The 13,321-nt window shown below is 64.7% G+C and carries 10 protein-coding genes; 3 read left to right on the top strand and 7 right to left on the bottom strand.

What is annotated here, in order from left to right:
- The first annotated feature begins 211 nt into the window (after positions 1-211).
- Together F757_RS0120865 and F757_RS0120860 are read left to right on the top strand one after the other, a co-directional pair.
- On the top strand, positions 212-1,144 hold the full coding sequence (locus F757_RS0120865; RefSeq protein ID WP_027213088.1) for a helix-turn-helix domain-containing protein: 933 nt from the start codon (positions 212-214) through the stop codon (positions 1,142-1,144).
- 195 nt (positions 1,145-1,339) lie between these two features.
- Positions 1,340-4,306 carry a winged helix-turn-helix domain-containing protein gene (locus tag F757_RS0120860; RefSeq protein WP_027213087.1) on the top strand — a complete coding sequence of 989 codons (2,967 nt, stop codon included), beginning with the start codon at positions 1,340-1,342 and terminating at the stop codon, positions 4,304-4,306.
- A gap of 49 nt (positions 4,307-4,355) precedes the next feature.
- Here the strand turns inward: F757_RS0120860 and F757_RS0120855 are convergent, their stop codons facing one another.
- From F757_RS0120855 to F757_RS0120840, 4 genes are all read right to left on the bottom strand, one after another.
- Positions 4,356-6,302, bottom strand: coding sequence for an HAD hydrolase family protein (locus F757_RS0120855; protein ID WP_027213086.1), 1,947 nt, complete (start codon positions 6,300-6,302; stop codon positions 4,356-4,358).
- A gap of 69 nt (positions 6,303-6,371) precedes the next feature.
- A complete protein-coding gene (locus F757_RS0120850; RefSeq protein ID WP_027213085.1) occupies positions 6,372-7,418 on the bottom strand; it encodes a glycosyltransferase family 4 protein in 1,047 nt (348 codons plus the stop codon).
- A 170-nt stretch (positions 7,419-7,588) separates the two neighbouring features.
- Positions 7,589-7,864 carry a hypothetical protein gene (locus tag F757_RS0120845; RefSeq protein WP_013339370.1) on the bottom strand — a complete coding sequence of 92 codons (276 nt, stop codon included), beginning with the start codon at positions 7,862-7,864 and terminating at the stop codon, positions 7,589-7,591.
- A gap of 81 nt (positions 7,865-7,945) precedes the next feature.
- On the bottom strand, positions 7,946-8,206 hold the full coding sequence (locus tag F757_RS0120840) for a DUF2934 domain-containing protein (RefSeq protein WP_027213084.1): 261 nt from the start codon (positions 8,204-8,206) through the stop codon (positions 7,946-7,948).
- 381 nt (positions 8,207-8,587) lie between these two features.
- Between F757_RS0120840 and F757_RS0120835 the strand changes: the two genes are divergently transcribed.
- Positions 8,588-9,313, top strand: coding sequence for a DeoR/GlpR family DNA-binding transcription regulator (locus tag F757_RS0120835; RefSeq protein ID WP_027213083.1), 726 nt, complete (start codon positions 8,588-8,590; stop codon positions 9,311-9,313).
- Between the two features lie 206 nt (positions 9,314-9,519).
- On the opposite strand, the gene F757_RS0120830 is transcribed toward F757_RS0120835, so the two are convergent.
- The 3 genes from F757_RS0120830 to F757_RS0120820 form a co-directional block, all read right to left on the bottom strand.
- Positions 9,520-10,614: an ABC transporter permease gene (locus F757_RS0120830; RefSeq protein WP_027213082.1), complete on the bottom strand. Its 1,095-nt coding sequence runs from the start codon at positions 10,612-10,614 to the stop codon at positions 9,520-9,522.
- Between the two features lie 15 nt (positions 10,615-10,629).
- Positions 10,630-12,177 (bottom strand): sugar ABC transporter ATP-binding protein, encoded by a 1,548-nt coding sequence (locus tag F757_RS0120825; RefSeq protein ID WP_035467277.1) that lies wholly within the window; start codon positions 12,175-12,177, stop codon positions 10,630-10,632.
- A 102-nt stretch (positions 12,178-12,279) separates the two neighbouring features.
- Positions 12,280-13,284, bottom strand: coding sequence for an autoinducer 2 ABC transporter substrate-binding protein (locus F757_RS0120820; RefSeq protein ID WP_027213080.1), 1,005 nt, complete (start codon positions 13,282-13,284; stop codon positions 12,280-12,282).
- Positions 13,285-13,321: the final 37 nt, after the last annotated feature.

Raw genomic sequence — 13,321 nt, 5'->3', positions numbered from 1 at the left:
GGCCGCGGGCTTCGCTCACGAGCGGCTCGCGGCCACGTTCCCACCGGACCCGTTGCGCACCATTCGCCCGCCACGCGCTGCGGCGCGGGCGGCGTAGACGCATTTCCCAATGGCCGGCGAACCGGCATAATGACGATTCACTTACATTTAATTATGTCCGAGTAAATTAGCGGCATGCAGTCGGGGGCTGCGACGAACCGAGGTGACGACCATGTTCAACCCAACCCTTGCATCCGCCGCTTCTTCCGCTTGTGTGGATCCGGCCGTGCGTCGCAAGGACTCGCTTGGCTGTCTGTCGAGTCAGTTGCAGCACGATGTCGAGCTCGATACCGGCGAATTCCGCTTCCATCGCAAATGCACACGCGGCAGCGAGACGAACCCGGTCGCACTGGACGGCTGCGACCGCGGCATTCTGATCGGCGTATCGCTGGGTACAGGACACCGCCGGCGCATCTATTCGCAACATCGCTGGACTACGCACGAGTTCGAGCGCGACTCGGTGTACGTCCGGAATTTCGCCGACGACTACCGTGCCGAACTACTGGGCGGCTTCGACTTCGTGCTGATCGAACTGTCGCGCGCGTTCGTCAGCGACACCTGCCACGAGCGCGGCGGCAGCGGCCTCGCGCGCATTGCCACCGTGGCCGGTAGCAAGGACCCGGTGCTCGGCCATCTCGCCCAGGTGCTCGCGCTCACGCTGCAAGCGCAACACAAGGCGAGTCCGCTTTTCATCGAACAGCTCGGCGTGACGATCGGCACGCATCTGCTCGATCGTTACGGCGAGCCCGCGCGTGGTTCGGATCGCGTCAGCCGGCGTCTGTCCGCATGGCAGGAAGCGCGCGCCAAGGACATGCTGCTCGCGAGGACGCAAGGCAATGTGTCCATTGAAGAGATCGCCGCGGCGTGCAACCTCTCGCGCAGCTACTTCATTCGCGCGTTTCGCGAGACCACGCAGCGCACGCCGCATCAATGGCCGCTCGAGCGGCGCGTCGAAGAAGCGCGCGAACTCCTGAGACGCTCGGACCGTTCGCTGTCCGACATCGCCATTGCCTGCGGCTTCTCGGATCAGAGCCATTTCACGCGGACATTTTCGCAACTGGTCGGCACGCCCCCTGGACATTGGCGTCGGCAGGCCGGGCGTTAGGCGGGCGGCTATAGCCGCTGCCGCTCAATGCGCGGTGCCAGAGACGGCGCGAGGCATTCCCTGCTTGTTCCTCTTTACACTTTCCAACAAAGATCGCACTAACCGACAAGACAAGGCGGCCCCCATGCGGTAATTTCTGCCATGCCGCTTGCATGTTTTCCTTTAGAGCCCGTTGTCCCGGAAATTGAAAACGACATGATTGAACTAGGCCGCTTTCAAATCGATCTGGAACTGCGCACCTTGTGGCGCGACGGCGAACGTGTGCCGCTCGGCTCGCGCGCGTTCGAAATTCTCGCGATCGTCGCGAAGGCCGAAGGCCGCCTCGTCACGAAAGACGAGTTGATGGATGCGGTGTGGCCCGACACCATCGTTGAAGAAAACAATATCCAGGTTCATCTGTCCGCGTTGCGCAAGATCCTCGGCGCGGACCGCGATCTGATCCTGACCGTGCCCGGCCGCGGCTATCGGCTCGTGCCCCGGCAACGGACCACGGCCAACGCGACCGCCGGGCACCCNCTTCCGCCGCAGCGCATGCAACTGGTCGGGCGCGATGCGGGGATCGCTCAAATCCGTTCGATGCTGGCCGACGTGCCCGTGCTGACGCTGGTCGGCGCCGGCGGCATCGGCAAGACGAGTCTCGCCGTCGAAGCCGCGCGGCAAGCCGCGGAGGATTTCCCGCAGCCGGTGTGGCTCGTCGAACTCGCAACGCTCAGCACGCGCGACGACGTGCTGGCGGCCATCGCACAAGGCTGCGGCCTGCCGGCCGAACACACCACGCCGAGCCTTGTGCAGATCGCGGCGGCGCTCGCCGGGCGCCGCCTGCTGGTGCTCGACAATGCCGAGCATGTGATCGCCCATGTCGCGGAAGTGGTCGAAACACTGGCCGCCGCCAACGCGGACTTGCGCGTGCTCGTGACAAGCCGCGAACCTTTGCGGATCATGGCCGAAGCCGTATTTCGCGTGGAACCGCTCGACGTGCCGCAGCCAGGCAGCGCTGACGCCGAGATCCTGCAGCAGTCCGCCGTCAACCTGTTTCTGCTGCGCGCGAACTCCATGCAGCGCGATATCGGCACAAACAGTACGGAGCTGCGGCTCGTCGGCGAAATATGCCGGCGGCTCGACGGCATTCCGCTCGCGCTCGAACTGGCGGCCGCGCGCGTCGTGACGCTGGGCGTGGTTGGCGTGCATCAACGGCTCGACGATCGCCTCGCGATACTCGCGGGCGGCTACCGCACCGCATTGCCGCGCCACCAAACCTTGCGCGCGACCTTCGACTGGAGCTTCGCGCTGCTCGACGCCAAGTCGCAGGCGCTGTTTCGCCGAAGCGCAGTGTTCGGCGGCGTGTTCAGTTTTGAAGCGATGTGCACGGTGGCCTGCGATGCGTCCCTGAGCGTGGCCGATGCAATCAGCGCTATCAGCGAGTTGCTCGCCAAGTCTCTCGTGAACGTGGAGTTCGACGGCCCGGTGGCGCGCTACCGGCTGCTGGAATCCACCCGCGCCTACGCGCTCGAAAAACTGCAGGCCGAAGGCGAGCGTCAGGAACTCGCCGTGCGCCACGCGCGCTATCTGTCCGAGTGCTTCAATCTGCATACCGCGCAGACCGTGCGGGGCAACGCGCACAGCGCCGCCGCCCTCAAGCACGCACTGGACGACGCGCGCCATGCGTACGACTGGGCGTTTTCAGCGGACGGCGACGTGCAACTGGGCATCGAGCTCGCGTCGAATCTCACGGCCGCGCTGCTCGACGCCGGCATGATCGCGGAGTGCTGCGAACGCGCGGAGCGCGCCGTGGAAGCCCTGGACGCGCTGCCCGAGGCAAGCGTGGATGCTCGCGACGAAATGCGCGTGCGCACGGCGCTCGCCTCGGCGCTGCCGCACGTGCGCGGCTTTGTGCCGAAGTCCGGGCAATTGTGGCGCAAGGTCTACGCGCTCGCCACACAGCGTGCCGACAGCGAATACCAGGCGCGTGCGCTGTGGGGCTTATGGACCACGATGATTTCGAGCGGCGACATTCATGCATCCGCTCAATTCGCCGCGCGCTTGCAACAGCTCGCGCAGCAAAGCGACAACCCCTGGCAGCAAACCCTGGCCGACCAGATCGCCGCCATCTCGCAGCATTGCCTCGGCCGTCATGCGCTCGCACGGACAGAACTGCTGCGCACCAGAAACCGCTTTGCGGAACTCGAATACAGCGGACTGCGCGACAACACCATTCCCGTCGACCCGCTCGTCTACTGCAACGGCACGCTCGCGCGCATTGCATGGCTGGAGGGTAACTGCGGGGAGGCGATGCGGCTCGTCGACACGCTCGTTGGCCTCGTGCGCCCCGACATCATGGAGCCTTCGCTCACGCACACGCTGGGAGCCTCGGCGGCGCCGCTCTCGCTGATGTGCGGTGATCTGGGCCGCGCGGCGGTGTATCTCGACATCATGCGCTCCCAGGTAGCGCTGCACGGCCTCGACGTGTGGCGCGACTACTGCAACTGCTTGTCCGCGTACCACGATATTCTCGGCGGTGAAACGCAACGCGGCATCGCGCTGCTGGAAAGTTCTCTCGACGCGCTGATCGCACGCGGCTTCCGGCGGCTGATCACGCTCTTCATCGCCGCTTATGCCGAGGCGCTGGTGGAAACCGGGCGGCTCGACGAAGCGGCGCGCCGGCTCAACGAAGCGCTGCAGTTCTGCGAGAGCAACGGCGAGATGATGTTCGTGCCTGAACTGTTGCGCGTGCTCGGCATCGCCGCGCGCGCGCAACAGCAGTTCGCCGACGCAGAAGCGTGTTTGGCCAAAGCGCTCGCGATGGCTCGCCGGCAAGGCGCGAAGATGTGGGAACTGCGTGCGTGTCTCGCGTTGGCGGCGCTGTGGTGCGAAGAGGCCGGCGACGGCGCGCGCGCCGCAAAAGCCCTTGAAATGCTCGAGCAGATCGCGCCTTGTTTTGATGCATCTTCCAGTGCGACGGACGTGCGCATGCTCTTCGCCACGCTCGCGACCCTGCGCGACGCACAACGCACGAGCGGCGCACTGTCGCGGCCGGCGAATGGGGCGAATGAGGTGGATGGGGCGAATGCGGTGAATGCGGTGGATGCGGTGCATGCGGCACGGTCGGACACACGTCGGCGCGCTGCGCGCAAGGCAAACCGCAGCCTTGCGCGGGTCGATTAGATAGCACACACGGCATGCCGGACTAATACGGTGTCCGGATTGATTTTCGCTACGTCGCGTTCTCCCCTTTGGAGCGCTTCCGGCCGCCGTCGCCGGTCGCTACGTCCGCCGCGGCATCCATGTTCTTCGCCGTCAGCACGGCGGGCATCGACGGATTTTCCGGCTGGGTGTAGCGTTCCTGCACAGCCGCCTTGATCCGCGCGAGGCTTTCGGCTGCATCGAGCGAAGCGTCCTGCTCGATTTGCCGTGCCTGCGCCGCGAGGTCCGGGTCGCCGATCTCCTTGTCGAACCAGCGCGAATAGTCGCCCCGCTCGCGGTGATACTGCCACGTGGGCGCATCGACACCCTCGGCAATTTCGACGAACAGCACGAGATTATGAGCGCGCAGGTTCAAAGCCTGCTCGGGCCCGCGGAAATAGAAACTGCGCTCGGGAATCAGCAGCCCTTCAGCGTATTTACGCCGATGCCTGAGCCGGTGCTTGCTACCCGGCTCGAGGCGGATCACGCCTTCAGGCGCGGGCGAGTCGAGGCGCCATAACAGCGCCTGCCCCGTTTCGAGTTCGGTTCCAGCGAGCTGCGGCACGGCCCTGCCGGTGGCTTTCGCGAGTTCCTGCACCGCCTTGCCGGCGCTTGGGCCCATCGCGAGCAGCAGGTTCACCTGGCGCAGGAATGCGCTGTCTAGTTGCTGCGGAGACACGGTAATGGCGAGCGCTGTTTCCAGCGTCTGCGGGATGGTCTGGCTCGCGCCGGCCCAGCCGGCCGGAAACAGATGATGCGCCTCGTCGAACACGAGCCAATGCGGCCGCCCTGTTCGCATCCGTAACTGCTGCACCTCGAGCAGCAGAGAGGCGCAGAATGCCGGCCGCTCCGCCAACGGCACCCGTAGCAGATTGACGGCCACGGCCGAGCGTGGAGGACGCAGCAGCAGTTGCACGATTTCGTCGATCAGCGGCGCGGTGTGGGCGTCGCCGACCACGATGGTATCGTCGTCGTTCTGATAGTCGCCCTCCGGGTCGATGATGCACAAGAGCTGCTGCATGCCCGCGAGGCGTTCGAGCAGACCCGCACACGCGGTTGACTTGCCGCAGCCGGATTCGCCCGCGAGCAGCACGACCGAACCGTGCGCGGCGCAGTACACGTCCGGGGCTTCGGTGGCTTTGCTAGCTTCGGTGACTCTTCTGGCTTCGGTGGCTCTTCTGGCTTCGGTGACTCTTCTGGCTTCGGTGGCTTCGGTTGCCCTGCTGCCCCCGGTGGCCCCAGCGGCTTCAACAGCTTCGCGGGCATGGCCGATCAGCACGCGGCTGCGCTGCGCCCTGCTCGCGCGCTCGTGCAGATCATCCTTCACCAGTGCGTCGACCAGTTCCGCGACACCCGCGCCCGCTGCCTGGCTCGTGACCATATCGGCGTGCTCCTTGAGCGCCGGCAGCGCATTGGCCACCGCGACCGAAAAACCGCATGCGTCGAGCAGTGCGTGGTCGTTTTCCGCGTCGCCCACGCCCACCACATTGAACGGCGACAGCGTTAGTTCGTCGAGCGCCTCGTGCAGGCCGCTTGCTTTCGATATGCCCGGCGACACGATCATCACCGCCTCGCCGTTGAAGATGATCTGCAGGCCGAGGCCCAGATCGCGAATCACCGCGAGCGCGATCTGCTCGGCGGGCTTCATCGTCGCGACCAGCGTCTCGCTCACGCTGAAGTGCGCGAGGCCACGTCTACGCAATTCGTCGACGAACGCGGGCGGCGGCGGCGGCGCCAGCAGGCGCCGCGTGCCCGTGGAAGGCGTGTACAGCACGCCGCCGTTTTCCGCGACGACGCGCGAAAACAGATCGAGCCGCGGACAGATTTCGAGCAGGTCGTCCATCTCGCGGCCGCTCACGAGGATCGCCTGGCGGCCCGATGCGCGCAGGCGCTCAAGTGCGTCCCACGTAGCGTCGGCAACGCGTCCGTCGGACGCCAGGGTGTTGTCATAGTCGGTCGCAAGGGCAAAAAATCGCATGGAAAGCGCTCCGTGATCCCCGTTCGTTTGTCTGATTGAGCCGTGTTTCAGCCGTACTTGAGCCGAACTTCAGCCGGCCTGCAGCGGTTGCGCGTCGCGCACCATCGCCTCGTAAATGTGCAGGTACTGATCGACCATGCGCTCCACCGTGAAGCGGCGCTCGAAGGCCGCGCGGCACGCGGCGCGGCTGATGCTGTCGATTTTCGCGAGCGCGGCCACGGCTTCGTCGATGGAATCGACCAGAAAGCCTGTCACGCCATGTTCGACGATTTCACGCGCCGCGCCGTGATCGAACGCGATCACCGGCGTGCCGCACGCGAGCGCCTCGATCATCACGAGGCCGAAGGGTTCGGGCCAGTCGATCGGAAACAGCAATGCGCGTGCTTGTCCGAGCAGATCGTTCTTGCCGGCGTCGTCCACTTCGCCGCAATACTCGACATGCGGCATCTGCAACAGGCCGGCAATCTCTTCCTCGAAATACGCGCGGTCGCCATTGTCGATTTTCGCGGCGATGCGAATCGGCAAACCCGCACGCCGTGCAATGTCGATCGCGCGATCGGGCCGCTTGGCGGGCGCGATGCGGCCGAGAAAAGCCACGTAAGCGTCGGGCCGGTCATGAAAGCGCAGCAGATCGGCGGGCAGGCCGTGATGCACCGTGGCGCGCCAGTCGAGCCACGGCAACGGCGCGCGCTGCGCGTTCGAGATCGACACCACCGGCATGTCGGCGAACTGCCGGTAAAGCGTGCTGAGGCCCGGCACATCGAGCCGCCAGTGCAAGGTGGTCAGCGACGCGCAGCTCAGCCGCCGCGCGAACGGAAAGCTCGCGTAGTCGGTATGAAAATGCACGATGTCGAATTCGTCCGCGCGCTGCACCACTTCCTCGAGCATCGCGAAGTGGAACGCCTGCGGGTCGGCGGTATCTTCAATCAGGCGAATCGCGCAGTCGCTGCCGGACACGAGCCGCGCTCGCGTGCACGAGTCGCCGCTCGCAAAGAGCGTCACGTCGTGGCCTCGCGCAACGAGACCGTCCACCAGCCACGCCACCACTCTTTCCACGCCGCCATACGCGACGGGCGGCACTCTCTCATACAGCGGCGAAACCTGCGCGATACGCATGCCCTGCTCCGTTCGACTAACCGATGCGAGACGCGCCGCATGGTGCATGCCCGCCGAGGTCGCGCGTGAGCCGCGGCAGTTTTCGCGGATGGAAAAATGTACAGACCCGCAATGAAATTAAGCGTAGCGCTCATCGCATGTCGAGCGCCCGCCATCGCGTTGCGAAGGCACTAGGCGATCGGGCCGCTGTAGCCGTCTGCGGGCGCCGCCGGCTCCGCGCCCTCTGCACGCTCGACGTGCTCGTCGATCCACGCCGTCGCACGCTCGCGCGCGAATTCGAGCGCTTCGTGTTCGTCCACGAAATCACGGTGAAATTCCATGTCGTGCGTGTCGTCGCCGGAACTTACGCTGCCTGGTGTGACCTCGATCCTTGCATGCGCGACGATCGTGCCGGCGTCGACGCCCGCCGTCAGGTGAACGATGCACCCTCCGTATTCGAAATCCATGATGCTCCTCCCGCGTGTCGTGGTTATGGGCTGCGTTGCCTTGCGCTGCGCTGCGTTGCGGCACCTTGCGTTACGCCGCGGCTAGCGGCTGCCGGGCGTGTTGTCGGGCACCTCTGCGCCTTCGTCGCCAATGGCTTCGGCCGCGCGCCGCCCTTTGCCCGACTGATCGGCGGCGGCCGTGGGCTCGCCGTCGCCCGCTTCGCCTTCAGCCTGGATCTGCGCCTCGGCGCGTGCCCAGTAATCGTCGGCCCGGCCTTCGGGCGAGCCGTCGCTTTCCCACAATTCGTAAGCGCGCTTGCGGATGCGGTCCTCTACGGTGGGTTCGCCCGGCAGGCCGTCCATGGCAATCTCCAAACGTGGTTGTCAGTCGAAAGGCGCGGCCCCATGCGGAGCCGCCTGGTGAAGCGAGCAAAGCGCGTTCCTATTCGCCACGTTGGCGGCGGGCGGCGTGTTTGCGCGGTCTCCGGCGTGTTCGCGCGCGGTCTGGCCGCGTGCGCGTCCTGTCGTGCGTCTCTATTCGTATGGCGCTAGTTGTGTTGCGCTATGCGTATGGCGCTACGGAGTGTTGTTATTCGTGCATGTGACGCAGCAGCACTGCGTGCACAAAACTCGCGGTTTGCTTCGCCTCAGCGCTCGCCGCGCCTGTCAGCTGTCGTTATAATCGTTTCAACACGCCTGAACAAAATCTAACGTCGTTCACACACCCCACGCGCCAGGAAATCCATGCTCAAACCCGATCGCCTACGCGCTCTGGCCGACGCGCTGACCCGGCAAAACGTGATGCGCCTGCGCGATGCCGCCGCCCTGCTCGGCGTCTCCGAGATGACGGTACGTCGCGACATCGCTGCCAGTTCAGACCGCTTCACCTATCTGGGCGGCTACATCGTCAGCGCGACCGACGTGCCGAACAACGCGGGCTATTCGCTGGAGCAGGAGAAGGATCATTTCGCGCAGGCCAAGGCCGAAGCTTCGTCCATTGCCGCGGGGCTGATCGGCGACAACGAAACGCTTTTCATCGATTGCGGAACGACACTCGTGGCGCTTGCGCGCCTGATTCCGCCCGAGCGCCACGTCACCGTGGTGTGTTATTCGCTGAACGTCGCGGAGGCGTTGCGGCGCAAGCCGAATGTGCGGATGATTCTGCTCGGCGGCGTCTATGTGCCTTCGTCGGATTCGTTTGCGGGCGAAGAAAGCCTCGAGATGCTGCGCCGCATGGGCATCAACAAGGCGTTTATCTCGGCGGGCGGCGTGGACACCGCGCGTGGCGTGACCTGCTGGAACTTCCATGAGGTCGCGGTGAAGCAGGCCGCGATGGCGAGCGCCGTCGAACGGCATCTGGTGGTGGATAAAAGCAAGTTCGGCGTCGTGAAGGCGGTGCGCTTCTCGCAGATCGAAGACTTCGACTCGATCATCACCGAACAGGGCCAGCAGGCGCGCAAGCTTCAGTAGCACGGGTCGGGGGCGCGAGGTGTTCCTCGCGGGGCGCGCTTCGCTTCGCGCGGTGTTGCGGCGCAAAGCCGCTGGACCGCTGGACCGCAGAACCGCAGAACCGCTGGACCGCAGAACCTCTAAACCGCAAAGCCTCTAAACCGTCTGCCTGAGTGCTTGCGCTCCGCGTGATGGCGCAAAGCCGCCAAACCGCGACCACCCATCCCTCAGCGCTTGCGCTGCAACGCGAACAGCGTACCGGCCAGCAGAATGAACGCGCCGATAATCACCTTCTGCCACGTACTAGGCACACCGACGAGAATCAGCACGCTTTTGATCAGCGTAACCAGCACCACGCCGAGCAAGGTTCCCACCACGGTCCCCGTACCGCCCGTAATGCGCGCGCCGCCCAGAATCACGGCGGCGATCACGTCGAGTTCCGAGCCGACCAGGTCGAACGGGTTCGCCAGGCGGTTATTCGACACATGCAGAATCCCGGCGATGCCCGCCAGCATGCCCGTATAGCCGAACACGAACAGATGGATTGCGCGCAGGTTGTAGCCGAGCCGCTCGGCGATGGCGAGCGAGCCGCCCATTGCATAGACACCGCGCCCCATCATCGTACGGTTAAGCAGCCACCATGTGACGAGCGCGGCGGCGACAAGCGCCAGCACCGAAGCCGGCAGCACCGCGCGCAGTCCGTCCGCGGTGTGATAGAAAAACAGCGGAATGCGGCCGAAGTGATCCATGCTGTGCGGAATGTTCATGAAGAACGTCGTGCCGATGAAGGTCAGCAGCAAGCCGCGGTACAGGTACTGCGTGCCGATCGTGACGATCAGCGAAGGCGCTTTGAGCCGATGCACGAGCAGCCCGTTGACAACGCCGAGCACTACACCGCCCAGCGCCCCGGTGACGAGTATCAGCGCAAACGGCGCATCCGGCCACCAGGCAAACACCGCCTTGGTGATGCCGTACATCGTTAACGCGGCAATGGCGGTGAACGACACGTCGATGCCGCCCGACGCCAGCACGACGAGCGTACCGAGCGCGAACAGCGACATGGTGGTCGCCGAATGCAGCAGATCGAACAGCGTCGCGAACTGGAAGAAGCGCGGGTTGATCGCGCCGACAATCAGACACGTCACCACGATCAGCGCGACGGTGAACCATTCGGGGTTGCGCGCGAGCCTCATGCGCAAGCCTTGCGGTTCGACGCTCGGCGCGACTTCGACGACATTCGGAGTGGTCATGGTCTGCCTGCCTGGCGAAGCGTTGGACGAAACTTTGGACGAATTCATGCGCGGCTGGATGCGCGAGTTCATGGCGGTTGACGTCCTCTATGCCGCTTCGGAAAGCAGCGCGTGATACAGATCGGCCTCGGCCAACTGGTCGGCGCGATATTCGGCGGCCACGCGTCCCTTTTTCATCATCAGGATGCGGTCGCAGTTCTGCAGAAGCTCGGGCAGGTCGTCGCTGATCAGAATGATGCCGATGCCGCGTTGCGAAAGCCGCTGCATGATCCGGTAGATGATGTCCTTCGAGCCCACGTCCACGCCTACTGTCGGTCCGTGCAGGATCAGCACGCGCGGGTCGATGGCGAGCCAGCGGCCAATCAGCACGCGCTGCTGGTTGCCCCCGGAAAGCGATTGCACGGGCTTGTCGACGCCGGGCGTCGCGATCTGCAAATCCTTCACGGTCTGCTCGGCAAGCGCCTGAGCACGCGCGCGGTCTATCTGGCCGAAGCGGTCGCGCAGGCTCGAGATCATTGCGGTGATCACGTTGTCGCGAATCGGCTTGTCGAGAAAAAGCCCTTCGTTCAGGCGGTCTTCGGGCACATAGCCGATGCGGTGGCGTTTCGCATCCGAAGGGATGCGCAGCGCAATGGGCTTGCCGTCGAGCAGCACCTCGCCCGCTTGTGCGGGCGCCACGCCCGCCAGTGCGCGCGCGAGTTCGTTGCGGCCCGAATCGAGCAGCCCCGTCACGCCGAGAATCTCGCCGCCGTGCAGTTTGAAGCTGACGTCGCTGAACTGGGCGGCGCGCGTGAAGCCTCGCACGTCGAGCACGACGTTCTGTGCGTGCGCGCTTTCGCGATACCGCTCGTTCGACAGATGCCGGCCTGTCATCAACTCGCTGATCTGCGCTTTGGTGAATTGCGCGATCGGTCCCTGCGCCATCTTCTGTCCGTCGCGCAGCACGATCACTTCTCCGCCTATCGCGTAGCACTCGTCAAGCTTGTGGCTCACGAAAAGCACCGTCACGCCCTGCGCACGAAGACTTGCGAGCACCGCGATCAGATTGTCGACTTCCTTTTGCGTGAGCGACGTAGTGGGTTCGTCCATGATCACGAACTTCGCCTCGCTTGCAATCGCACGCGCGATTGCAACGAGCTGGCGGGTGGCGAGCGGCAATTGCTCGATGAGCGTCGCCTGGAATTCCGCATTGCCGGGCAGCCCCACCGCTTCGAGCGCACGCGCGGCCGTGGCGGCCAGCACGCGGCGGTCGAAGGTGCGCGCGAGCCGCCCTTCGTGAGTAGCCAGTTCCGCGGTGAGCGCGACATTTTCCGCCACGCTCATGTTCGGCAGCAACGACAGGTCCTGATACACGGTTTCGATGCCGGCAGCGAGCGCCTCGAGCGCGGAGAGCCGCGCATGCGCGACGCCTTCTATCACGAGCTGCCCTTCGTCCGGCGGTTGCGCGCCGGAAATGATCTTGATCAGCGTGCTCTTGCCGCAGCCGTTTTCGCCGAGCAGGTGATAGATCTGGCCGCGCTCGAACGCAAGGCTCACGCCGCGCAACGCATGCACGCCGGTAAAGCGCTTATGCACGCCCACCACTTGCAAGAAGGGCTGAGCGGAGTGAGCGGAGTGAGCGGACTGAGCGGACATGGGTTGAGCTGACGGCCTGGAAGCCTGGTCTTCTTGATTCATCATGATCGGTCGCAAGGTCGAGGCGTGCCAACAGGGCACGCCTCGAAATGAACAGCGGAATCAGAACGGATACTGCTTGTAGTTCGACTTGTCGACGTTCACCCAGCCCTGGCCGCGCACGATGATGCCCTTGCCCGGACCCTTCGCGACCGTCACCTTCGTGTAGCCGGGAATGCCGAGATCGGCGCCGTTTTCCACCGTCTTGCCGTCGACCAGCATTTTCGCGACCTTGTTCATCGCGATGCCCGCGAGCTTCGGATCCCAGAAGGCGATACCGTTGATCGCGCCGCTTTCGAGGAACTTGCCGGCTTCGGTCGGCAGGCCCGTGCCATACACACAAATCTTGCCCTGCATGCCGGCTTCTTCGACGGCGCGGCCAATGCCGATCACATCCAGCGACGACGAACCCTGGAAGCCCTTCAGGTCCGGATGCTTGCGCAGCACTTCTTTCGCGACTTCGTACGCGCGCTCGCCGTCGTTATTGGTTTCGAGCTTAGGCTCGACGAGATTCATCTTTGCGTACCTGGCTTTGGCGTTGGCGATGCCGCCGTCGGCCCATTGCACCTGCGAGCGGCTGCCGAGCGAGCCGACCAGCACCGCCCACTTGCCTTCGTTGTGCATGCAAGAGGCAAGCCGTTCGTTCAGGCCCGCACCGTAGGCGGTGTTGTCGAATGCCTCGATGTCGACCATCGTGTTCTTCGCGTTGTCCGCTTCGTGCGTGACCACCTTGATGCCGCGGTCCATTGCTTTCTTCAGCGCCGGCTCGAGCGTCGGCGGGTCGTAGGGCACCACGGCAATCGCGGTCACCTTCTTCGCGATCAGGTCCTCGATGATCTTCAGTTGCTGCGCCGCGTCCGCGCGGCCAGGCCCGGTCTGGTACGCAGTTATGCCGGCGTTTTCCTTGGCAAATTCCTTCACGCCGTCGTCCATGCGGTTGAACCAGTTGATGCCCGTCACCTTGACGACCGTGACGATGGTTTCGTTGGTGGCTGCCTGCGCCGCGGCAATCGCGCCCACCGCCACTGCGCCTGCTGCGAGCGCGGCACCCAGTCGAGTCAGTTTCATGCAATGTCTCCTTTATCGTTCGATGTCGCCCGTGCTG

It is taken from the genome of Burkholderia sp. WSM2232, assembly GCF_000472545.1.
Classification (GTDB): Bacteria; Pseudomonadota; Gammaproteobacteria; order Burkholderiales; family Burkholderiaceae; genus Paraburkholderia.
Note: the sequence above shows the minus strand (reverse complement) of the source record. Positions and strands in the feature narration are given on the sequence as shown.

Coding starts and splice junctions, on each gene's coding strand:
- F757_RS0120865 (WP_027213088.1), top strand. CDS start 212: ATGTTCAACCCAACCCTTGCATCCGCCGCTTCTTCCGCTTGTGTGGAT.
- F757_RS0120855 (WP_027213086.1), bottom strand. CDS start 6,302: ATGCGATTTTTTGCCCTTGCGACCGACTATGACAACACCCTGGCGTCC.
- F757_RS0120850 (WP_027213085.1), bottom strand. CDS start 7,418: ATGCGTATCGCGCAGGTTTCGCCGCTGTATGAGAGAGTGCCGCCCGTC.
- F757_RS0120845 (WP_013339370.1), bottom strand. CDS start 7,864: ATGGATTTCGAATACGGAGGGTGCATCGTTCACCTGACGGCGGGCGTC.
- F757_RS0120840 (WP_027213084.1), bottom strand. CDS start 8,206: ATGGACGGCCTGCCGGGCGAACCCACCGTAGAGGACCGCATCCGCAAG.
- F757_RS0120835 (WP_027213083.1), top strand. CDS start 8,588: ATGCTCAAACCCGATCGCCTACGCGCTCTGGCCGACGCGCTGACCCGG.
- F757_RS0120830 (WP_027213082.1), bottom strand. CDS start 10,614: ATGAACTCGCGCATCCAGCCGCGCATGAATTCGTCCAAAGTTTCGTCC.
- F757_RS0120825 (WP_035467277.1), bottom strand. CDS start 12,177: ATGTCCGCTCAGTCCGCTCACTCCGCTCACTCCGCTCAGCCCTTCTTG.
- F757_RS0120820 (WP_027213080.1), bottom strand. CDS start 13,284: ATGAAACTGACTCGACTGGGTGCCGCGCTCGCAGCAGGCGCAGTGGCG.